This is a genomic window from Haloarcula sp. Atlit-7R, assembly GCF_003666065.1.
Taxonomy (GTDB): domain Archaea; phylum Halobacteriota; class Halobacteria; order Halobacteriales; family Haloarculaceae; genus Haloarcula; species Haloarcula taiwanensis.
This window is the reverse complement of sequence record NZ_QXIK01000001.1, coordinates 443470-463008: the sequence shown is the minus strand read 5'-3', so window position 1 is coordinate 463008 and position 19539 is coordinate 443470. Positions and strand designations below refer to the sequence as shown.

Genomic DNA, 19539 nt, shown 5'->3' with positions numbered 1-19539 from the left:
CCGGTTGCTGTCAATTCATTTCTATACGATGCAGGGGAGCACGCAGCCAGACGGTACACGGGCAGAACTGTACGTTCGTTCACTACTGCCCGACGGGCACACGCAGCAACAGGCTGCGGTAATTGACCGGCTCCAGGGGCTGTCGGACGACGGTGTTCTGTCAGATATCACTGTTCAGGTCATTGGACGGCAGATACCGTCCACGCCAGCGGAGGCGCGGACCGAACTCGGGTTGTTCGCACTCAACCGAGTTAGCGTCTTTCAGGAGTGGGCAAAACGCAACGAATGTTCACTCGAACCCGCGTTTCAGGTGCGCTCGGTAGACGCTGAAATATCGGGGGAGCAGTACCGGGCGCTCGTGTTTCCAGTCCAACTATTAGCCGAGTACGTCGGATCGAAACTCAGGTGCGTAACGCCGCACACGGCCGACGGGGAGACCGTCACTGTAACGGACCGGCTCACAATGCTCGAAGGCGAGGAAGAACTGACGCTCTCACCGCTCGAACGGGCAAGCGCGGCACGGCCACCAGCCCAGTCTGAGCTGCCAGCGGCCGACACTGCCGACGAGGATTCGGACCCGCCGTTACCAGAGTAACGCCAGCGTCGCCCGCGTCTCAATACACTTATCCCCGGCCGCCGTCGTATCCTCGGATATGAGTACGGTCACGGTCACGCTGCCCGACGGGACTCCCTTAGAGGTCGAGCGCGGCAGCACGGTCGAGGATGTCGCCTACGAAATCGGGCCAGGGCTAGGTGACGACACGGTCGCCGGCGTCGTCGATGGCGACCTTGTCGACAAACACGCGCCGCTGACAGACGATGTCAGGCTCGAAATCGTCACCGAGAGCAGTGACGAGTACCTCGACGTGCTTCGTCACTCGGCCGCTCACGTCTTCGCGCAGGCCCTGCAGCGCCTCCACCCTGACGCGAAGCTCACAATCGGGCCGTGGACCGACAACGGGTTCTACTACGATATCACCGGCGTCGACATCGACGAAGACGATCTTGAAGCCATCGAGGCCGAAGCCGAGGAGATCATCGAGGAGGACCTCGACATCGAGCGCGAACTCGTCGACCGCGACGAGGCCTTCGAACGCTACGAGGACAACCCGTTCAAGCAGGACATCCTCGAAACCGAGGCCGCGGACGACGAGGAAGTCTCGTTCTACACGCAGGGCGAGTTCGAAGACCTCTGTCAGGGCCCCCACGTCGAATCGACCGGTGAAATCGGCGGTTTCGCCCTGCTGGAAATCTCGGCGGCCTTCTGGCGCGGCGAGGAGGACAACGAGACGCTGACCCGCGTGTACGGAACCGCCTTCCCGACAGAGGACGCGCTCGACGAGTTCCTCGAACAACGCCGCAAGGCCGAGGAACGGGATCACCGCAAGATCGGCCAGGAGATGGACCTGTTCTCCATCGACGAGACGACCGGGCCGGGCCTGCCGCTGTACGAGCCAAACGGCAAGAAAATCCTCAACGAACTCTCCGAGTACGTCGCCGGCCTCAACCGCGACGCGGGCTACGACGAGGTCGAGACGCCCCACGTCTTCCGCACCGAGCTGTGGAAGAAGTCGGGCCACTACGAGAACTACGTCGACGACATGTTCCTGCTCGACGTCAACGACGAGGAGTACGGCCTGAAGCCGATGAACTGCCCGGGCCACGCCACCATCTTCGAGCAGAACTCCTGGAGCTACCGCGACCTGCCGGTGCGGTACTTCGAGGACGGGAAGGTGTACCGCAAGGAGCAACGCGGCGAACTCTCCGGGCTCTCCCGGACGTGGGCGTTCACCATCGACGACGGCCACCTGTTCGTCCGGCCGGACCAGATCGAGGAGGAGGTGCTGGCGACGGTCGACATCATCCTCGACACGCTTGACACGTTCAACCTCGACTACACCGTCCAGTTCGCCACCCGGCCGGAGAAGTCCGTCGGCGGCGACGAAATCTGGGAGAAAGCCGAGTCCCAACTGGAGTCGGTCCTCGACGAGCAGGACATCGACTACGTCGTCGAAGAAGGCGACGGCGCGTTCTACGGCCCGAAGATCGACTTCGCCTTCGAGGACGCGCTCGGACGGCACTGGGACGGCCCGACCGTCCAGCTGGATTTCAACATGCCCGAGCGGTTCGACCTCTCCTACACCGGCGAGGACAACGAGGAGCACCGCCCGGTGATGATCCACCGCGCGCTGTATGGCTCCTACGAGCGGTTCTTCATGGTGCTGACCGAACACTACAACGGGAAGTTCCCGCCGTGGCTCGCCCCCGAGCAGATCCGCCTGCTGCCGGTCAGTGACGACAACATCGCCTACTGCGAGGAGATTCAGGACGAACTTGAGGACTTCCGTGTCACCATCGAGGACCGCTCCTGGACCGTCGGCAAGAAGATACAGCAGGCCCACGACGACCGCGTCCCGTATATGTGCGTCATCGGCGACAACGAGGAGGAAGCCGGGACCATCTCGGTCAGGGACCGCAAGGAACGCGAAGAGAAAGACATCGACATCGCCGCGTTCCGCGACCACCTCGAAACTGAAGTCGAGCAACAGCGGACCGCCGTGACGTTCCTCGCCGGCCGATAGCTGCTGTTTGTTCGGCCGATTCTCGCTGCCGCTGTATTGGCACTCCGGAATGCGCCGGGCGCGCTCTTTTATCCCCAGCGGGCGAGCCGACCTGTATGACCACCGACAGCGGGGAGTCGAGCGACACCATGCGGGAGCGCGCCGCGGGCGACACCCGACTCCTCTGGCTCCTCCTCGATGCGGACCGCTGGCTCGTCACCGCCCTCCTCTCGGGCGTTCTGTTCTGTGGCATTCTCGCGGTCGGCCTCCTCCACCCCACGCCGGCCCTGGCGCTGCTGACCCGCGGCGACCCGGTGGAAACGCTGTTCCAGGCGCTGATTACGGGGACGATAACCGCAGTTACGCTGGTCCTGACGCTGAGCCAGCTCGTCCTGTCACAGGAACTGGGCGCGGTCGGCGACCAGCGCGAGCGGATGGACGGGGCGATGCGGTTCCGCGCGGACGTGGCCGACGCCGTCGACGCCCAGGTCAGTCCCGCGGAGCCCTCGGCGTTCCTCCGGTCGCTGGTCCGCGGGACCGCCGAGCGGGCCGAAACAGCCCGGGACGCCGTCGACGACACCGCGCTCGACGACGACCTGACGGCGCTGCTGTCGACGTATCTGGAGGACGTGACGAGCAACGCCGACAGGGTCACCGACCAGCTCGAAGGCGGGACCTTCGGGGAGTTCGACGTGATCAAGGCCGCCCTGAACTACAACTACTCCTGGAAACTGTACGTCGGCCGGCGCATCAGGGAGACCTACGCCGAGGAACTCACCGACGATATCGACGACTCGCTGGCGGAACTCGTCGAGACGCTCGAACTGTTCGGCCCGGCCCGGGAGCACTTCAAGACGCTGTACTTCCAGTGGGAGCTGTCGAACCTCTCCCGGACGCTGCTGTACGTCGCGGTTCCGGCGCTCACCGTCGCGGTCACGTCGCTGCTGTTCCTCGATACGCAGGACTTCGTCGGCCTCACGGCCGGCGTGCCCGACGTGCTGTGGCTCGTCGCCGTGGCGACGACGGCGGCGGTCCTGCCCTTCACCGTCCTGCTGTCGTACATCCTCCGCATCGTCACGATAACCAAGCGGACCCTCGCTATCGGCCCGTTCATCCTCCGGGAGACTGACCGGAGCGCCGACGTCGACTGGGACTGACGGCGACACATCACCACGGTATAAGTGCCGCTCCGGACTCGGTAGTAGTATGCAGATTGGCTCGCGCCGGTGTATCCTCAACCCCGTCAGCGGCGACGGCGAGCACGCCGACTACGTTCCGCGGCTGCTGGAAGCACGCGGGTTCGAGGTGTACGAGACGGCGGCTCCGGGCGACGCCGTCGCGTTCGGCCGCGAGGCGGGCCGGGCCGAGGCTTCCGAGGTCGCCGTCTGTGGCGGCGACGGGACGGTAAACGAGGTCGTCCGCGGCCTCGACGACGCCGGCCACCTCTCGGACGTGACGCTGAGCGTCGTCCCGGCCGGGACCGCGAACCTTCTGGCCGGGAACGTCGGCATCAGGGACATCGAACACGGCGTCGAAATCGCCGACACCGGAACGAAGCGGACCGTGGACGTGGGCGTCGCTGGCGGCGAGCCGTTCCTCGTCTCCTGTATCGCGGGCCTCCCAGCCGACGCCAGCGTTTCGACCCCGGGCGACCTCAAAGAACGGTTCGGCACGCTGGCGTTTCTGCTCACCGGCGCACAGGAGGCGCTGCGTTTCGACGGGCTCGACATCACTATCGCGGCTGTCGGCAAAGACGGGCCGTTCACCTGGTCCGGCGAGGCCACGTGCCTGCTGGTGGGCAACGCCCGCAAGTTCGTCGCCGAAGGCGGGCAGGCGAACATGGAAGACGGCCTGCTCGACGTGGCTATCGTCGAACAGATGCCGACGGGGAATCTCGTCGCGGAGGCTATCGGCCAGCGACTACTGGCACTTGATACCGACGGTGTAACCCACGTCCGAGCGGACGAGATCACCGTCGACGGACACGGTGAGACACTCACCTTCAGCCGCGACGGCGAACTCAGCACCCACGAGACGCTGTCGCTGTCGGTGCGCACGCAGTCGCTCACGCTCCGCGTAGGACCGGGATACGAGCCGAACCCGGAGTGACGGCTTGGACCGACGGTCAGCGGTTCCGCGCCCGAAACCCCGGCGGCGTCCCGGACGCCTTTGTCACCGTCCGTCGAGAGAGGTGGTATGGCCCCGCTCTCGACGGGCGCGCTCGTGGTATTCGCGCTCGTCGCCGCCGCGCTGGCGCTGTTCGTCACCGAATGGCTCCCGCCGGACATGACCGCCGTCGCCGTCCTCGTCGCCCTGGTCGTGCTGGAACCGTACACCGGCGTCCCGGCACGGACAGCCATCGACGGGTTCGCCAGCCCGGCGGTGGTCACTATCGTCGCGATGTACATTCTCAGCGCCGGCGTCGAATCGGCTGGCGTCGTCGACTGGCTGGCCGGGCGACTCGCGGCGCTGGACCTGCTTCCCATCTACATCGCCGCGCTGGGCGGCGTCGTCGCCACGGTGGCGACGGGCACGCTGAGCGCGTCGCGGGCCTACGACGCGGTGAGCTGGAACGTCGTGTTCCTGCTTGCCGGCCTGCTCCCGCTGGGGCAGGCGATGCAGGCCACAGGCGGGGCCGCGTTCGTCGGCGCGCTCCTCGTCGACGCCGCCGGGGTCCTTCCGCCGCTTGCGCTGCTGGCGCTGGTGTACCTCCTCACGGCCGTCCTCGCCAGCGTTATTACTCCGCCCGCAACCGTCGTGCTGATGATTCCGATTGCCGTCGCCACCGCCGCCGAGATCGGCGTTTCCGGGTTCCCGTTTCTCGTTGTCGTCACGTTCGCGGTCGCGACGGCCTTCCTGACTCCCATTGGATACCAGACGAACCTGATGGTCTATGGTCCCGGCGGCTACCGCTTCACCGACTTCGCACGCGTCGGCGGACCGCTCCAGCTGCTTCTGTGTGCCGTGACGACGCTCTCGGTGTCGGTTGTCTGGCCGCTGTAAAGTTCCGGGCCGCCGCGTTACTGCTCGTCCTCTTTCAGCTCGTCAAGCTCCGACTCGACCTCGCTCTCGTCGACGTCGACCTGCGTACTCTCGTCGGCGAGTTCCTGCTCCAGTTCGGCCTCGGAGACGTCCGCGTCGGTCGACCCGCTATCGCCGTCCTCGGCTTTCCCCATCTCGGCTTTCAGCGTGTCGAGTTCGGCGTCGACTGAGCCTTTCTGTCGGACTTCCTCAAGCTCCCGCTCCAGCGAACTCTCATCCGATATCTGACTTTCGAGGACGCCGTCCTCGCGGAGTTCGTCCATCGCCTGCGAGCGGGCTTCCATGTCCTCGGTGCGTTCCTCCGCACGCTCGATAGCCTGATTGATGTCCTGCATCTCGTCGCCCGCGCCGGTCATTGCCTCGTTGACGCGCGCCGACGCCTTGGCGGCCTCGTGGCGGGCCTTCATCGTCTCCTTCTTTGTGCGGAACTGCTCGATCTGTTTCTGGAGCTCGTCTTTCTGCTCGACCAGCTGGTCCTGTTGGTTCTGCAAGTCCTGTATCTGGCCTTCCAGATCCTCTATCTGGCTCATTTTCTGCTTTTTCTTTTCCAGCGCCTGACGAGCGAGGTCTTCACGGTCCTGCTCGACGGCTTGACGCGCCTGTTCGTTGTGCTTCTCGACGTTTTCTTCGAGGCGGCGCTTCTGGATCTCCAGTCGCTTCTTCTGGGTCGTCAGGTCCGCGATGCCCTGTTTGACATCCTGCAGTTCGTCACGCAACTGCTCGTAGCTGTAATCGAGGGTCTCTGTCGGGTCCTCCGCTCGGTTCAGGACGGCGTTGAGTTTCGAGCGGATGACGTACGACGCGCGCGAGAGGATTCCCATGTATGCGCATTGGTCTCTCCAACCTTAAATTTCTTACAGAGGGCTGGCGAGTGAACACGTATGACTACCGTCGGGATTCCGGGCGGGCGAGACGTCACCGCGACGCTCGACCGACCCGGGTCGGACGCTATCGTCGTTGCGTGCCCGCCCCATCCACAGTACGGCGGTAAGCGGTCGGACACGCGCCTGAACGCGGTCAGCGACGCACTGGCCCCCGATGTCGGCTGTCTCCGCTTCGACTACGGCGCGTGGGACGAGGGCCGCGGCGAACGGGTCGACGCCGAGAACGCCCTTGCATGGGCCGGCGAACGAGCAGACGCCGTCGGCTTGTTTGGCTACAGTTTCGGCGCAGCTGTGGCGCTCTGTGCGGCCGCCGAACTCGATAGCGAGTCCGAGCCGTCGGTCTTCTCCGTCCTCGCTCCGCCGGCCGGACTGACCGCCCATCTCGATGCTGTCGCCGCGCTCGACGCTATCGACTGCCCGGTACAGGTCGTGGTCGGCGAGCGCGACGACACTGTGGACTGGGAGCCGGTCGTCGACCGGGCCACCGAACTGGGACAGGCCGTCGAGCGTCTGCCGGCCGATCATCACTTCGTCGGCCAGAGCGGCCGTGTCGGTGAGACTGTTGGGCCGTTTCTCCGTGGCCATCTGTAGCCGGTGTCGAATCCGACTGCCGGGACCCGAGACTACCGGACAGTATCGAAAGACAGAGGCACTGTGGGTCCGAGTCCCGACCATGAACCGCCCGCTCGCGTTCGCTGCCGTGTCGTTTGTTGCCACGCTGGTGACGCTGTTAGTACTGATGCAGACGGCACTCGTCGCAGGCGGCCCGCTCCGGGCGCTCGTGCTCGCCTCGGCTGGTGCCATCGGGACCTACGTCGCTATCAGGTCCGGCGTGCTCAAGTCCTGACTCTCGGCCGAAGGTACATTTATACTATATACTGATAAATAGTGATGTATGTCAACGCGAACCAGGGAAGCGGCGTCTCACTCGACACGGCACGGCATCGTCTCGCTTCTGGGTGGGTTCGTCGCTGGCTATCTGTTGTTTATCGCCATCGGCTCAAGTCCCAGTGATGCGGTGTTTTCGGCGCTGTCACTCGCCGCGCTCGTGGCCGCGTGGCGTGTTCTCACGCTGCCCTCACTGTAGCCGCGTTGACACTGCGACGGGGTGGCGAACAGTGCGCGCTCCGAAACCGTTTAGACTACGCGGGGTTCACCGTCGGTATGCCGACCGAACCCGAAACGGACTACGACCCGGAACTGGGTCGGAAGTTCATCTTTGTCACCGGTGGCGTGATGTCTGGCCTGGGGAAAGGCATCACCGCCGCCAGCACAGGCCGATTACTCAAAAACGCCGGGTTCGACGTTACAGCGGTCAAAATTGACCCGTATCTGAACGTCGACGCCGGTACGATGAACCCGTTCCAGCACGGCGAGGTGTACGTGCTGAAAGACGGCGGGGAGGTCGACCTCGATCTGGGGAACTACGAGCGGTTCCTCGACATCGACATGACCTTCGACCACAACGTCACGACGGGCAAGACCTACCAGCACGTCATCGAGAAGGAGCGGTCCGGCGACTACCTCGGTCGCACGGTCCAGATTATCCCGCACATCACCGACGACATCAAACGCCGCATCCGCGAGGCCGCCGAGGGCAACGACGTCTGTATCATCGAGGTCGGTGGCACTGTCGGCGACATCGAGGGGATGCCCTATCTCGAAGCACTCCGGCAGTTCGCCCACGAGGAAGACGAGGACGACATTCTCTTTACCCACGTCACGCTCGTCCCCTACTCGAAGAACGGCGAACAGAAGACCAAGCCGACCCAGCACTCTGTGAAGGAACTGCGCTCTATCGGGCTCCAGCCCGACATTCTCGTCGGCCGCTGTTCGGACAAGCTCGATATCGACACAAAAGAGAAAATCGCGCTGTTCTGTGACGTGCCGACCGAGGCGGTGTTCTCGAACCCGGATGTCGACGACATCTATCACGTCCCGCTGATGGTCGAAGAAGAAGGTCTCGACCAGTACGTGATGGAGGAACTCGACATCGCGTCGGAGGCCCTGCCCGAGGACGAGCGGGAGAACCGCTGGCGCGACCTCGTCACGCAGCAGACCGAAGGCGAGGTCGAGGTCGCCCTCGTCGGCAAGTACGACCTCGAAGACGCCTACATGTCCGTCCACGAGGCGCTGAAACACGCTGGGTTGGAGAAGAACGTCGACGTGAACGTCCGGTGGGTCAACTCCGAGAAGATGAGCGACCACCACGCGGACCGGATGCGCGAGGCCGACGCCATCGTCGTCCCCGGCGGGTTCGGCGCGCGCGGGACCGAGGGGAAGATCGAGGCGATCCGCTACGCCCGCGAGAACGACGTTCCCTTCCTCGGGCTGTGTCTCGGCTTCCAGATGGCTGTCGTCGAGTATGCCCGCAACGTCCTCGACCTGGCGGGCGCTCACTCCGCTGAACTCGACGAGGACACGCCACACCCCGTCATCGATATCCTGCCCGAACAGTACGAGATCGAGGACATGGGCGGGACGATGCGGCTGGGTGCTCACGAAACCGAAATCGACGCGAATACGCTCGCCGCGACATTGTACGGCGGCGAGTCCTGTACCGAACGGCACCGCCACCGCTACGAGGTCAACCCCGAGTACATCGGCGACCTCGAAGCCGCCGGGCTGAAGTTCTCCGGCCGCGCCGGGAACCGTATGGAGATACTCGAACTCGGACCGGAAGACCACCCGTACTTCATCGGGACGCAGTTCCATCCGGAGTTCCGCTCCCGGCCGACGCGTGCTAGCCCGCCCTTCGTCGGACTGCTCGAAGCCGTGCTCGGTGAGGACCCACACGCTGCGACGACCGAGGAGGTGAGCCACTGATGGTGAACGTTGACGAGTTCATCGAAGAGGCCAAAGCCGAAATCGCCGAGGAAATCGGCGACAAACACGCCGTCATCGGACTCTCCGGTGGCGTCGACTCCTCGACGGCCGCCGCGCTGGCCTACGAGGCCATCGGCGACCAGCTCACCGCCGTCTACGTCGACACCGGGCTGATGCGGAAAGGCGAGACCGACGAGATCCGCGAGACGTTCGACTACATGGACTCGCTGCGGGTCGTCGAGGCCCAGGACCGCTTCCTCGAGGAACTCGAAGGCGAGACCGACCCCGAGGAGAAACGCCACATCATCGGCGAGCAGTTCATCCGGGAGTTCGAGACGGTCGCCCGCGAGGTCGACGCCGACTACCTCGTCCAGGGGACCATCTACCCCGACCGCATCGAGAGCGAGGGCACGATAAAGAGCCACCACAACGTCGGCGGCCTGCCCGAGCGCATCGACTTCGAGGGCATCGTCGAGCCGATGCGGGACCTCTACAAGGACGAGGTGCGGGAAGTGGCCCGCGCGCTCGACCTCGAAGAGATAATCTCCGAGCGGATGCCGTTCCCCGGTCCCGGACTCGCGGTGCGTATCATCGGCGAGGTCACCGAGGAAAAACTGGAGGTGGCCCGCGAGGCTAACCACGTCGTCGAGGAGGAACTGGAGGAGTACGAGCCTTGGCAGGCCCTGGCCGCCGTCATCGGCAAGGCCACCGGCGTCAAGGGCGACAACCGCGTCCACGGCTGGGTCGTCGCCGTCCGCTCGGTCGAGAGCCGTGACGGCATGACCGCCCGGGCGCAGGAACTCGACTGGGACACGCTCCAGCGCATCCAGTCGCGCATCACGGGGGCCCACGAGAACGTCGCCCGCGTCGTCTACGACGTGACCCACAAACCGCCGGCGACCATCGAGTACGAATGAATGTCGTTCTCGTCGGCACGGACCCCAACGGCCTCACAGACGCCCTCGACGCCGAGGGCCACACCGTGACGGTCGCCGACGTCGGCAACCGGCCGGGCCTGGAGGAGGCCGGCGTCCACGAGGCGGACGTGTACCTGCTGACGGAGATGTCCCAGGCCACCTCCATCGCCGTCGCCAAGGACCTCAACCCCGACCTGCGGGTCGTCGTCTACGCCGAAGGCTCGCTGCCGGGCTTCGCCAGCCGGCAGACCGACCTCGTCGTCGACCCGGACCTGCTCGGTCCCGACGCGGTCGCCGAGGAACTGGACTGATTACAGCGTCACCGCCAGCCGGTCGAGCCGCTCCGAGCCGCTTTTTTCGAAGGGAACTCCGTGGCCCGCGACCGCGACCTCGAAGGCGGGCGACCGGTCCGCGAAATCACTGATACTCCGGGCGACGGCGTCGGTGTCGTAGCTCACCAGCCACGGCGAGGGTTCGAAGCGGCCGCCGTCCTCCCGGACGAGGTCACCCAGCAGTCCCAGCGACAGCGACTCACTGACGTAGCAGACGTGGCCCGGCGTGTGGCCGGGCGTCTCGTAGACGGTGAAACTGCCGACGGTGTCGCCGTCGGCGAGGGGGACCACGTCGTCGGCCGGCGCGTCCAGAAACGGCGAGACGAGCCGCTGGAACGCGCCCTTGTGATTGCCCAGCGGCGGGGATTGCTCGCCGGTGACCAGCGGCGCGTCCCGTTCGCCGACGTAGACGGTCGCGTCGATGCCGTCGAAGGCCGCCAGTCCGCCGACGTGGTCGAAATCGAAGTGCGTCAGGAGAATGCGCTCCAGATCCCGGAGTTCGTAGCCAGCGTCGCTCAGGCCAGCGATGAGTTCGTTTCCGTGCCAGGGCAGCCCCGTATCCACGAGCGTGAGCGTTCCGCCGTCGTCAACGAGCGTCGCGTTGACGCCCGTGAGATCGTACCACCAGATATCGTCGGCGAGCGCCGTTACCATACCGCGGCGTTGGTGTGGCGGTTCCTAAACTGTCACTGTCCTGTGTCGGTGCCCTGTCTCAGTCGAGTGCGACCGGCGCGGCCTGTCGCACGTCGTCCTGGAGTCGGTCGGCGTGTTCCAGTCGAATCTCGCGGGCGTCGCTGGCCGTGACCGGTTCCGGCCTGTCGAAGGTCGGCGCGACCGGGTCGTAGGCGTCCACGTCGAAGCCCATCCGGTCGAGGTACGCCGCCACGTCGGCGCTGACTCCGTCCCGGATAGCGTCGTTGGCGTACTCGAGGACGGTGTCGAACTCCGGGAGCACGATTTCTTCGTCGGTCACCCCGCCCGTCGCCCCGCCGATTCGCACCTTGGTGCCCCTGAGGTGGTCCATCAGGGACGCCACGTCGTCGGCCAGCCGCAGGACCTGGCTCGGGAGCGCGGCGTCCGGCGACCGCCACTCGACGGTGCCGAACTTGTCCCGGAGCTGGACCGGCGTCCAGATGGCGCTCTCGGGGTCGAAGTTGGCCGCGACGGTCCGACGGTCGATACCGGCGTCGATGGCCGCGGTCACGAAGTCGTCGTAGCGCCGTTCGAGCCGGCGGTCCCACTCCTCGGCGTCTTCGAGGTACGACCACAGCCACCCCTGGTGTGGCACCGAGTTGTACGCCATCCAGCGGTACAGTTTCGAGCGGGCGCTGTCGGCCAGCCGCCGGCCGCGGAAGTACGGCGACGACGAGACGAGCGCCAGCGCGGGGTCGACGGCGATGAGCGCGTTCAGCTGGTCGATGGCCCGCCCCGGCTGCTGTTCGACGTGGATGTGCGTGCCGGCACAGTGGCGCACGTACTCGAAGTCGTCGCCGACGACGCGGTTCTGAATCCGGGTCCGGTCGCTCGGTAGCTCCGATATCTCGTCGGCGTTGACCGGGGTCGAGAGCGGGACGAGGCGCTTCCCGAGGTCGTCGGCCCGCCGCAACACGTCCCCGAGCCGGTAGAGGAGTTCCTCGTGCAGTTCTGTGGCTGTCTCACACGGCGTCGTCTTGACTTCAAGCAGCGGCTCGACGAACTCCCGCTCCGCCCCCGGAGTTGCGTCGACGAGCGTGCCCGGCTCGACCAGCCGGCCCGCCTCGTCGATGACCCAGTACTCCACTTCGATGCTCCGTCGTATCGGCTCGGATTCGTGTACTGACACAGTGGCCTCGCTGTGGGTTCGGCGGTGTGTTCCTCCGCTGTAGTTCAGTGGTAACACACCACACGAAAGCTGCGGCCAGATGGTTTATGATAGTTGTGTGATTCGTAATATTTGCGGCGTCCAAAGCCACAGACATAGCGATAAATGCTGTAGAAATGGCTGGATGTTCTACCGGCTGCTAATTTCCGTCCGAACAGCGACTTTGCATCGATACGGAGTGGCGCTGACCCCGCTCAGAGCGGCAACTGCGACCGGACGAACTGCATACCGGTCTTGACCTTCGACGGGTCCCGAATCCGCTCTCTCTCCGCGTCGGTGAGTTCGAAATCGAACACCGCGAGGTTCGCTTCGAGATGGTCGCGGCTGGATGCCTTTGGAATTGCGGCCACGCCGTCCTGCTGGAGGAGCCACCGGAGCGCGACCTGTGCCGGGGACTTGCCGTAGCGGTTCCCTATCTGAACGAGCGCGGGGTCGTTGAGGACGCCGCCGCGGGCCAGCGGGCTGTAGGCGGTCAGGAGCACGTCGTGGATACGGCAGTAATCCAGTAGTTTCCGCTGGTCCCAGTAGGGATGGTACTGCACCTGATCGGTGAAGATAGGGGCCGAGGAGATGTCCCGCGCCCTGTCTAGCAGCGACGGCGAGAAGTTGCTGACGCCGATGTGGCGGACCAGCCCCTCCTCGACGAGGTCGTTCATCGCGCCGAGCGTCTCCGACAGCGGGGCCATCCACGGGGTGTTCGGCCAGTGGATGAGCAGGAGATCGAGGTAGTCTGTCCCGAGTTTGTTCAGGCTCTCCCGCGTCGACCGGCGGACGCTTCGCTCGTCGCGGTTGGACCCGTCGAGCTTCGTCGTCAGAAACACGTCTTCGCGGTCGACCGCGGCGGCATCCATCCCCAGTCCGACCTGCCGCTCGTTGCCATACGCCTGTGCGGTGTCGATGTGGCGATAGCCCATCTCCAGAGCCGTTTCGACGGTTTCACGGCAGGACTGGCCGGTGAGCTGCCACGTCCCGAGGCCGAGTGCGGGGACCGACGTTCCCTGGACCTGAATGTCGTCCATGCACGGTGTTGGAGGGGACCGGTGAAAAGTCAGTGGCTCCGGCGCACCGCGGTCTCGAACCGGCCTGCGCTACTGTACCGTCGCTATTGCTCTAGGATAGTCCCGCCCGAACCGACCGCAATGTCGGTGCCGCCGCGGACGACGGCCTTCAGGTTCTCGCCGGCGGGGGTCTCCTCCTGGGTCCAGTCACCGCCGCCGAAACCGTACACCTTGCCGCCGCCGCCGACGGTGTAGCCGGCGCTGTCGTCGTCGGTGACCTCGATGTCGCGCAGGCCGGCGTCGCCCGTGTCGGTCGGCGTCCACTCGGAGCCGTTCCAGTGGAATATCATGCCGCCGCCGCCGGATATCCACACGTCGTCCGGGCCGTCGGAGTCGACGCCGTAGAAGTTGACGTTGGCGTCGGCCAGCCCTATCTTGTCCCACGTCGAGCCGTCGTCGGTGACGAAGACGCTCTTGTTGCCGTCGACGATGTGGCCCGAGCGGACGCCGTGGAAGTCAACGGCGTTGATGGCCGACCCGGAGCCGGGCGTGGTGTAGTCCCACGTCTCGCTCGCGCCGTTCTCGAAGCTGAAGTACATCTTGCCGGAATCGCCGGCGACGTAGACGTTCGCCTCGCCGGCCGCCCCGGTCACGGACACGTCGTTGAAGTTGTTGGTGACGTCCATCGGGGCGCTGTGGTCGGTGAGCACGCCCGACTCCACGTCGTACTCGCCGATAGCGCCCGAGGCCCCGACGAACCAGAGGGCCTTCCCGTCGTCGGTCACGTCGGCCCCGTAGAGGCTATTTCCGTTGCCAGTCGGGCCGCCGCCGATGACCTTCTGCCAGCCCTTGCTGGTCCGTTCGAGGACGATGCCGCCACCCGCCACCGCGTACGCACCGGCCGCGGTGTATTCGACGTCGTGGAGGGTGTTCCCGGTCGGGGACTCGACGGACTCCCAGGGGCCGGCCGCCGCAACCGTCCCGGAGAGGGCCGCCCCGCCGAGTGCGGCTGCAGCTGTCGTGCCGATACCCTTGAGTACGCCGCGTCGTGTCGCGTTGCGATCGGACATGACACCCGGTCCTGTGGACTGTCTCCACTTCAATGGGGGGCGCAGTTAACGACCTTTCACAGCGATTTAAACGTTTAAACGGCCGATATTCGAGGGAATAGCCCGTCGGACATAGAAAATTGGCGGCCCGAACCGAACCGATAAAATATCAGGTTAAGTCGCGTAAACGGACACAAGACTGATACCGCGAATCCATCCCGTCGCCTCAGGACAGGTCGGCGACGAGAGACGGGGCTTCCGCCGCGATGATCTCGTCGATGGCGACACGGGCCGCCGCCGGGTCCGCGGGCAGACAAAACACCGGCGTTTCGTCAGCGATACCTGCCGTCGCACGGATGGAGATGACACCGGCCCCCTGTTGCTCGAAGAGCAGTGCTCGGTACACCTCTTCAAATCCCGGGAGGGCCTTCTCGAACAGCGGGTGGACTGCTTCGAGGGTCTGCTCCGACCGCGCGACGCCGAGACCGCCCGCCGTGACGACGACCTCCACGTCGTCGCGGCCGACCAGCCTGTCGATGGTCCCCTGGATACCGTCATAGTTCCCTCGCAGTCGCTCACGGGCTGTAACCGTCTGTCCGGTGGATTCGAGGGCCGCTTCCACCGCCTCGCCCGTCGGGTCGCCTTCTTCGGTCGCCGTCCCGACCGTGACGACAGCGGTGGTCACCGACTGTTCCTGTGACGTGTCGTCTTGGCTTCCTGTCTGTGCTGTCGGCGTATCCGTTGTCTGAACCGCCGCTTCCTCTGGTGTATCTGCCGATTGGGTCGCTGCCTGTGCCTCGCCGTGGCGTTCCCTCTGTGCGTCCTCGTCAGGGCTCTGTGTCGTTGCAGCAGTCACTTCACCGTCCTGCGTTTCGGCCGCTGACTGGTTGTCCGAACTTTGGGCTGTCGCCTCGTCGATTTGTTCCGCCACAGGACTGTCGGCTTCGGCCGCCGTGGTGGGTTCGTCGCGGTTCTCAGCGGTATCATCCACTGCAGCAGTCGCTGTGCTGTCGGATTCTCCTGTCGCTATGTCATCGTTTCCCGACTCTGTGTCGGCCGCTTCGGTGGGTTCCGAAGCGGTGGCCTCGGTGTCAGTATCGACGGCCGCGGATTCCTCGTCGTCCCCTGTCTCACCCTCTGCTGTCTCGTCGTCCCCGTCAGTCGGACCGCGGCGTGTGTCACGGGACTGGAAATCCACCATACTCGTTCAACGGTCGGGGTGAATAAATACCCTGACGACCGTTTGTGTGCTTACTATTGATATAATATTTGAAACCGATAGCCTTAAAATATAGTAAGAAGGACAAAAATGTATGGCTGGGAGATACCACGTCGTCTGCCATGAGTGTGCGTTCGAGGGACTGTACGAAGAGTCGTCGTTCGCGGAGGGGCAGCGGGACGCACACGCTTCTGCCAGCGGGCACCGGATGAGTCTGGGTGACATCTCAAGCCGGGAAACGCCCGGGCTGTCACAGTAGCGGGACCGTTAGCGTTTTGCGCACGCTTGCCTGATTCTGACCTATGCAGCGACGTTGTTCCGCCGGTATTACTGGAGGGTGTCCATCGTGACGCACCGTTCGAGCGGGCGCGACGGGGTGGATGTCGATGGCTGACGACGAGTCCGGCTACGTCCACCGTCCCGACACGGAGCCACAGTCCACAGACCGCTCTCGCACAGACGGTGAGACAGGCACGGACCCCACCGACGGTCCCGAGTTCGGGACGAGCGGCTGGATTCTCGTCGGGATGATCGGCGTGGCGTTCCTCCTCGTTCCCGGCGCAATTTTGCTTTTGCCGTCCGCACAGGGCGTCATCAGTAGCTTCGGCCTCACACTCAGAGACGCCTATCTCACGCTCCCGCTCGTGCCGGCGTTCGTCCTCGGTGCGCTCGCGGTGTGGTCCGCAGTTCGCTCGCAGTCTGAGTGACCGAGAATAATTATATCAGGGACGCCTTTGCTAAGCTACTGAATGGTCCTGTCGCCGCTTACTGTCGTTTTATTGTCGGGTGTCGTCGGCATGGGCGTCGCCTTTCTCGTGTGGCTCCACCGGGACCGGCCGGGTGCAGGACCGCTGGCAGTGTTCGTCGTTGCGGCGAGCCTCTGGGCCGTTACGTACGGTATCGAGCTTGCTGTGCCGGGGCTGGCAACCATGGAGCGACTCGTCCAGGTGCAGCTGACGCTCTCGGTAATCATCCCCGTCGCGTGGCTCGTGACGGTTATCGAGTACACGGGACATCCACACTGGCTCACCCAGCGCCGAACAGCGCTGTTGCTTATCGAACCGGCGGTGTTTGTCACGCTCGTGTGGTCGAATCACGCACACGAACTCATCTGGTCCGGTCGCGGGACGCAGTACGTCTCGGCGTCGTCGGTGACGCTCGTGCCCGCGTACGAAGTCGTGTACTGGGGCCACATGTCCTACATACTGCTGTTGATCCTCGCCGGCGGTGTCCTCCTGTTACGAATGCTGTTCCGGTCGAATCAGGTATTCCAGGGCCAGGGGCTCGCACTGCTGCTCGCCATCGCCGTCCCGACGGTCGTCCAGACGCTGTTTGTGCTCGGTGTGCTGCCGACCGCCTTCGACCCGACGAGTCTCGGGTACGTTGCATCGGGAGCCGTCCTCTCGGTCGCTATCCTCCGCGGGCAACTGCTCGACGTGGCACCGGTGACCCGAGAACTGGGGCGAGAAGCTATCTTCACCGAAATGGACGATATGGTCATCATTGTCGACGACGAGCGCCGCATCGTCGACATCAACGCGGCCGCCACGGCGTTGCTTGACGGTGACCAGACCGCGGTTCTGGGCCGCTCGCTCTCTCAGACATCACCGACACTCGCCGAGACGGTCCCCGGCCCTGGCGAGCAAACACAGACCGAGATGGCTCTCGACCGTGGCGGGAGTGTGCGGTACTACGACGTGCGCGTGATACCGCTGTACCGCGCGTACGGCGTTGTTTCGGGCCATCTCATCAGCCTCCGGGATATCACAGACCGCCGACAGCGCGAACAGCGGCTGGACGTGCTCAACCGCCTGCTCCGACACGACATCCGAAACGAGATGAACGTCGTCAAGGGGAACGCGGACCTGCTCAGGGATACAGCCGACACCGACGAGCGCGAGCGACTCGACCGCATTATCAGCACAGTTGACGACATCGTCGACCGAAGCAACAAAATCGGGCGAGTCACCGAGGCGTTAGAGACCGAACAGCACAGCCCGACAGCGCTTCGCCAACTACTGGAATCGGTCGTCAGCGATGCCCGGGACCGCCACCCTGACGTGGCGATCACGCTCACCTGCGAGGATGATATCTGGATTCGGGGTGGTCCGTCGGTCCTCATCGCGCTGGAGGAGCTAGTCGAGAACGCTGTCGAACATCAAGCAGCCGATGCGGACCGAGTTACGGTCGAGATCACGGCGACGCGGGCCGGTGGAACGCCGGGCGCGCGTGTGGCCGTTCACGACAACGGTCCCGGTATCACCGACCACGAGCGCGAGGTCATCCGTTCGGGGACCGAAACGCCGCTCAAGCACGGCTCCGGCGTCGGGCTGTGGCTCGTCAACTGGATTGTCCGGAACCTTGGCGGTCGGATGTCGTTCCCCGATACGGACGAATCGGGAACGACCGTAGAGCTGCAACTGCCAACGGCTGAGCCCGCCCACGCGACGGACGACCCAGTGGCGGCCCACAGCGAGAACGCTGACTGACCGTAGCTGCTACCACTCGATTTCGGCCTTGTCGCGCCAGAAGCGTCCGCTTGGTGCGTCGGGTCGGAAGCGGGCGAGCCAGACCGGCGTCTCGGCCCCCTTCTCCGGCGTCCGCGGGGCGCTGCCCTCAGTCATGTCCGTCTGGACGTAGCCCGGACACACCGAGTTGGCGACCAGCCCGTCGGCCGCGTACTCGCCGTCGAGGTACTTTGTCAGTCCGTTGACGCCCGTCTTCGAGATTCGGTAGGCCGGCGTGCCACCCGACTGGCTCTCGGTAATGGCTCCCAGCCCGGACGACATGGTGACGACGCGGCCGCCCTCCTCGGCCAGCAACAGCGGAAGGGCGTATTTCGTCATGAGGACTGCCCCCCGGAGGTTCGTATCGAGGGTGTGGTCGATGATGTCGGTCGGCATCTCGTCCAGCGGGTCACGTGAGTCCATCACGCCGGCGTTGTTGACCAGCACGTCGAGGTGACCCTGTTCGCGCTCGATGCGGTCGACGGCGGCGACCATCCCCTCGTCGTCGGTCACGTCGAGTTCGACGGCGTGGCGGTCCGTGGCCTCGATGTCGTCAGTATCGCGTGCGCCGGCGTACACAGTCGCGCCGAGGTCGACCAGCCCGTCAGCGATTGCCTTTCCGATGCCCCGCGTCGCTCCGGTAACGAGGGCGACCTGCCCGTCGAGGGAGTCATAGAGCGGAACGTCCATACCCGAGGTTGGGCGGCCGAGCCGAAAAGAAGGGGGGTCGTGGCGAGGCCGCCGCGGCGTCGGGGCCGACCTACCGTTCCTCGTCCCGGCGCATCGCAATCTCGAACCAGGGACAGAGGCGCAGTTGCCGGTAGTACTCGGGGTGCTCGCGTAGTCGCTCGTAGGGAACCCACATGAGACCGTCGACCTCCTCGGGGTTCGGTTCCAGCGACGTGTCGTGGAGTGTGGCCTGTAGGACCGCACAGACCTCCCATTCGAGGCCGGCGTTCTCATAGTAGCGCTTGTACTCGAACCGGTCGGTCACGCGGAGGTCTCCGTACTGCGAGGGGTCGATACCCAGTTCCTCTTCAAGCCGCTCCTCGGTGGCTTCGACCTGCGTCTGGCCCTGGACGGGGTGAGAGGCGACGGTGCCGTCCCAGTGGGTGTCCCAGAGGCGTTTGTTGGCGGCGCGCTGTGCGAGCAGGATTCGGTCGTCCTCGTCGAACAGCAGGGCGGTGAACGCGCGGTGGCGAACCCCGTCGCCGGTGTGGGCGTCGAGCCGATTGACCAGCCCCTCCTCGTTGTCGTCGGCGTCCACCGCGACGACCTCTTGTCGAGCGTTTTCGTGCGTCTCGTCGACCGCGTCGGAACTCATATGTCGTACCTCTCACAGA

At 64.9% G+C, this 19539-nt stretch carries 22 protein-coding genes; 14 read left to right on the top strand and 8 right to left on the bottom strand.

The annotated features are described in order from the left end of the window. Window positions 1-28 precede the first annotated feature (28 nt). The 5 genes from D3D01_RS02420 (at window position 29) to D3D01_RS02400 (ending at window position 5564) form a co-directional block, all read left to right on the top strand. Window positions 29-595, top strand: a complete 567-nt coding sequence (locus tag D3D01_RS02420; RefSeq protein ID WP_101349394.1) for an HTH domain-containing protein — start codon at window positions 29-31, stop codon at window positions 593-595. 58 nt (window positions 596-653) lie between these two features. Then, window positions 654-2582 carry a threonine--tRNA ligase gene (gene thrS, locus D3D01_RS02415; protein WP_101349395.1) on the top strand — a complete coding sequence of 643 codons (1929 nt, stop codon included), beginning with the start codon at window positions 654-656 and terminating at the stop codon, window positions 2580-2582. Between the two features lie 95 nt (window positions 2583-2677). Further along, a complete protein-coding gene (locus tag D3D01_RS02410; protein ID WP_121511110.1) occupies window positions 2678-3718 on the top strand; it encodes a hypothetical protein in 1041 nt (346 codons plus the stop codon). A 49-nt stretch (window positions 3719-3767) separates the two neighbouring features. Further along, entirely contained in the window at window positions 3768-4670 is a 903-nt protein-coding gene (locus D3D01_RS02405; protein ID WP_101349397.1) for a diacylglycerol kinase family protein, read from the top strand. 87 nt (window positions 4671-4757) lie between these two features. Continuing rightward, window positions 4758-5564: an SLC13 family permease gene (locus D3D01_RS02400; protein WP_121511109.1), complete on the top strand. Its 807-nt coding sequence runs from the start codon at window positions 4758-4760 to the stop codon at window positions 5562-5564. A gap of 17 nt (window positions 5565-5581) precedes the next feature. Here the strand turns inward: D3D01_RS02400 and D3D01_RS02395 are convergent, their stop codons facing one another. Beyond that, window positions 5582-6424: a PspA/IM30 family protein gene (locus D3D01_RS02395; RefSeq protein WP_101349399.1), complete on the bottom strand. Its 843-nt coding sequence runs from the start codon at window positions 6422-6424 to the stop codon at window positions 5582-5584. Window positions 6425-6484: 60 nt separating this feature from the next. On the opposite strand from D3D01_RS02395, the gene D3D01_RS02390 reads away from it, so the two are divergent. The 6 genes from D3D01_RS02390 (at window position 6485) to D3D01_RS02365 (ending at window position 10541) form a co-directional block, all read left to right on the top strand. Then, complete coding sequence (locus D3D01_RS02390; RefSeq protein WP_121511108.1) at window positions 6485-7078, top strand: alpha/beta hydrolase; 594 nt, start codon at window positions 6485-6487, stop codon at window positions 7076-7078. Between the two features lie 82 nt (window positions 7079-7160). After that, the gene (locus tag D3D01_RS23955; RefSeq protein ID WP_198560216.1) at window positions 7161-7334 is read left to right on the top strand and encodes a hypothetical protein; all 174 of its coding nucleotides are present in this window, start codon (window positions 7161-7163) and stop codon (window positions 7332-7334) included. A gap of 48 nt (window positions 7335-7382) precedes the next feature. Continuing rightward, complete coding sequence (locus D3D01_RS02380) at window positions 7383-7574, top strand: hypothetical protein (RefSeq protein ID WP_101349402.1); 192 nt, start codon at window positions 7383-7385, stop codon at window positions 7572-7574. Window positions 7575-7651: 77 nt separating this feature from the next. Continuing rightward, the gene (locus D3D01_RS02375; protein ID WP_121511107.1) at window positions 7652-9313 is read left to right on the top strand and encodes a CTP synthase; all 1662 of its coding nucleotides are present in this window, start codon (window positions 7652-7654) and stop codon (window positions 9311-9313) included. Continuing rightward, complete coding sequence (gene guaA / locus D3D01_RS02370) at window positions 9313-10230, top strand: glutamine-hydrolyzing GMP synthase (protein ID WP_101349404.1); 918 nt, start codon at window positions 9313-9315, stop codon at window positions 10228-10230. Before D3D01_RS02375 ends, guaA begins: the two co-directional genes overlap by 1 nt. After that, the gene (locus tag D3D01_RS02365; protein WP_121511106.1) at window positions 10227-10541 is read left to right on the top strand and encodes an NAD-binding protein; all 315 of its coding nucleotides are present in this window, start codon (window positions 10227-10229) and stop codon (window positions 10539-10541) included. The genes guaA and D3D01_RS02365 overlap by 4 nt, the downstream gene beginning before the upstream one ends. Here D3D01_RS02365 and D3D01_RS02360 read toward each other — a convergent pair whose 3' ends face one another. The 5 genes from D3D01_RS02360 to D3D01_RS02340 form a co-directional block, all read right to left on the bottom strand. Next, a complete protein-coding gene (locus D3D01_RS02360) occupies window positions 10542-11216 on the bottom strand; it encodes an MBL fold metallo-hydrolase (RefSeq protein ID WP_121511105.1) in 675 nt (224 codons plus the stop codon). A 58-nt stretch (window positions 11217-11274) separates the two neighbouring features. After that, window positions 11275-12384 carry a glutamate-cysteine ligase family protein gene (locus D3D01_RS02355; protein ID WP_233563196.1) on the bottom strand — a complete coding sequence of 370 codons (1110 nt, stop codon included), beginning with the start codon at window positions 12382-12384 and terminating at the stop codon, window positions 11275-11277. 233 nt (window positions 12385-12617) lie between these two features. Then, window positions 12618-13442, bottom strand: a complete 825-nt coding sequence (locus D3D01_RS02350; protein WP_121511103.1) for an aldo/keto reductase — start codon at window positions 13440-13442, stop codon at window positions 12618-12620. 83 nt (window positions 13443-13525) lie between these two features. Further along, window positions 13526-14491: a hypothetical protein gene (locus tag D3D01_RS02345; RefSeq protein WP_101349408.1), complete on the bottom strand. Its 966-nt coding sequence runs from the start codon at window positions 14489-14491 to the stop codon at window positions 13526-13528. A gap of 205 nt (window positions 14492-14696) precedes the next feature. Beyond that, window positions 14697-15671 (bottom strand): molybdopterin-binding protein, encoded by a 975-nt coding sequence (locus D3D01_RS02340; protein ID WP_121511102.1) that lies wholly within the window; start codon window positions 15669-15671, stop codon window positions 14697-14699. Between the two features lie 112 nt (window positions 15672-15783). Between D3D01_RS02340 and D3D01_RS23950 the strand changes: the two genes are divergently transcribed. The 3 genes from D3D01_RS23950 to D3D01_RS02330 all read left to right on the top strand — a co-directional run bounded on the left by D3D01_RS23950 (window position 15784) and on the right by D3D01_RS02330 (window position 18178). Then, window positions 15784-15948 carry a hypothetical protein gene (locus D3D01_RS23950; RefSeq protein ID WP_199725363.1) on the top strand — a complete coding sequence of 55 codons (165 nt, stop codon included), beginning with the start codon at window positions 15784-15786 and terminating at the stop codon, window positions 15946-15948. Between the two features lie 127 nt (window positions 15949-16075). Next, the gene (locus tag D3D01_RS02335; protein WP_101349410.1) at window positions 16076-16396 is read left to right on the top strand and encodes a hypothetical protein; all 321 of its coding nucleotides are present in this window, start codon (window positions 16076-16078) and stop codon (window positions 16394-16396) included. A 42-nt stretch (window positions 16397-16438) separates the two neighbouring features. Beyond that, the gene (locus D3D01_RS02330; RefSeq protein WP_101349411.1) at window positions 16439-18178 is read left to right on the top strand and encodes a histidine kinase N-terminal 7TM domain-containing protein; all 1740 of its coding nucleotides are present in this window, start codon (window positions 16439-16441) and stop codon (window positions 18176-18178) included. Window positions 18179-18187: 9 nt separating this feature from the next. Here the strand turns inward: D3D01_RS02330 and D3D01_RS02325 are convergent, their stop codons facing one another. Both D3D01_RS02325 and D3D01_RS02320 read right to left on the bottom strand, forming a co-directional pair. Next, on the bottom strand, window positions 18188-18886 hold the full coding sequence (locus tag D3D01_RS02325; RefSeq protein WP_101349412.1) for an SDR family NAD(P)-dependent oxidoreductase: 699 nt from the start codon (window positions 18884-18886) through the stop codon (window positions 18188-18190). Between the two features lie 70 nt (window positions 18887-18956). Beyond that, window positions 18957-19520, bottom strand: coding sequence for an NUDIX domain-containing protein (locus tag D3D01_RS02320; protein WP_053966195.1), 564 nt, complete (start codon window positions 19518-19520; stop codon window positions 18957-18959). Window positions 19521-19539: the final 19 nt, after the last annotated feature.

Bases quoted from the DNA above. Each gene is read 5' to 3' on its own strand.
- thrS (WP_101349395.1), top strand. From the start codon at position 654: ATGAGTACGGTCACGGTCACGCTGCCCGACGGGACTCCCTTAGAGGTC.
- D3D01_RS02375 (WP_121511107.1), top strand. From the start codon at position 7,652: ATGCCGACCGAACCCGAAACGGACTACGACCCGGAACTGGGTCGGAAG.
- D3D01_RS02410 (WP_121511110.1), top strand. From the start codon at position 2,678: ATGACCACCGACAGCGGGGAGTCGAGCGACACCATGCGGGAGCGCGCC.
- D3D01_RS02330 (WP_101349411.1), top strand. From the start codon at position 16,439: ATGGTCCTGTCGCCGCTTACTGTCGTTTTATTGTCGGGTGTCGTCGGC.
- guaA (WP_101349404.1), top strand. From the start codon at position 9,313: ATGGTGAACGTTGACGAGTTCATCGAAGAGGCCAAAGCCGAAATCGCC.
- D3D01_RS02350 (WP_121511103.1), bottom strand. From the start codon at position 13,442: ATGGACGACATTCAGGTCCAGGGAACGTCGGTCCCCGCACTCGGCCTC.
- D3D01_RS02420 (WP_101349394.1), top strand. From the start codon at position 29: ATGCAGGGGAGCACGCAGCCAGACGGTACACGGGCAGAACTGTACGTT.
- D3D01_RS02365 (WP_121511106.1), top strand. From the start codon at position 10,227: ATGAATGTCGTTCTCGTCGGCACGGACCCCAACGGCCTCACAGACGCC.
- D3D01_RS02395 (WP_101349399.1), bottom strand. From the start codon at position 6,424: ATGGGAATCCTCTCGCGCGCGTCGTACGTCATCCGCTCGAAACTCAAC.
- D3D01_RS02405 (WP_101349397.1), top strand. From the start codon at position 3,768: ATGCAGATTGGCTCGCGCCGGTGTATCCTCAACCCCGTCAGCGGCGAC.
- D3D01_RS02380 (WP_101349402.1), top strand. From the start codon at position 7,383: ATGTCAACGCGAACCAGGGAAGCGGCGTCTCACTCGACACGGCACGGC.
- D3D01_RS02320 (WP_053966195.1), bottom strand. From the start codon at position 19,520: ATGAGTTCCGACGCGGTCGACGAGACGCACGAAAACGCTCGACAAGAG.
- D3D01_RS23950 (WP_199725363.1), top strand. From the start codon at position 15,784: ATGGCTGGGAGATACCACGTCGTCTGCCATGAGTGTGCGTTCGAGGGA.
- D3D01_RS23955 (WP_198560216.1), top strand. From the start codon at position 7,161: ATGAACCGCCCGCTCGCGTTCGCTGCCGTGTCGTTTGTTGCCACGCTG.
- D3D01_RS02340 (WP_121511102.1), bottom strand. From the start codon at position 15,671: ATGGTGGATTTCCAGTCCCGTGACACACGCCGCGGTCCGACTGACGGG.
- D3D01_RS02360 (WP_121511105.1), bottom strand. From the start codon at position 11,216: ATGGTAACGGCGCTCGCCGACGATATCTGGTGGTACGATCTCACGGGC.
- D3D01_RS02400 (WP_121511109.1), top strand. From the start codon at position 4,758: ATGGCCCCGCTCTCGACGGGCGCGCTCGTGGTATTCGCGCTCGTCGCC.
- D3D01_RS02335 (WP_101349410.1), top strand. From the start codon at position 16,076: ATGGCTGACGACGAGTCCGGCTACGTCCACCGTCCCGACACGGAGCCA.
- D3D01_RS02325 (WP_101349412.1), bottom strand. From the start codon at position 18,886: ATGGACGTTCCGCTCTATGACTCCCTCGACGGGCAGGTCGCCCTCGTT.
- D3D01_RS02345 (WP_101349408.1), bottom strand. From the start codon at position 14,491: ATGTCCGATCGCAACGCGACACGACGCGGCGTACTCAAGGGTATCGGC.
- D3D01_RS02390 (WP_121511108.1), top strand. From the start codon at position 6,485: ATGACTACCGTCGGGATTCCGGGCGGGCGAGACGTCACCGCGACGCTC.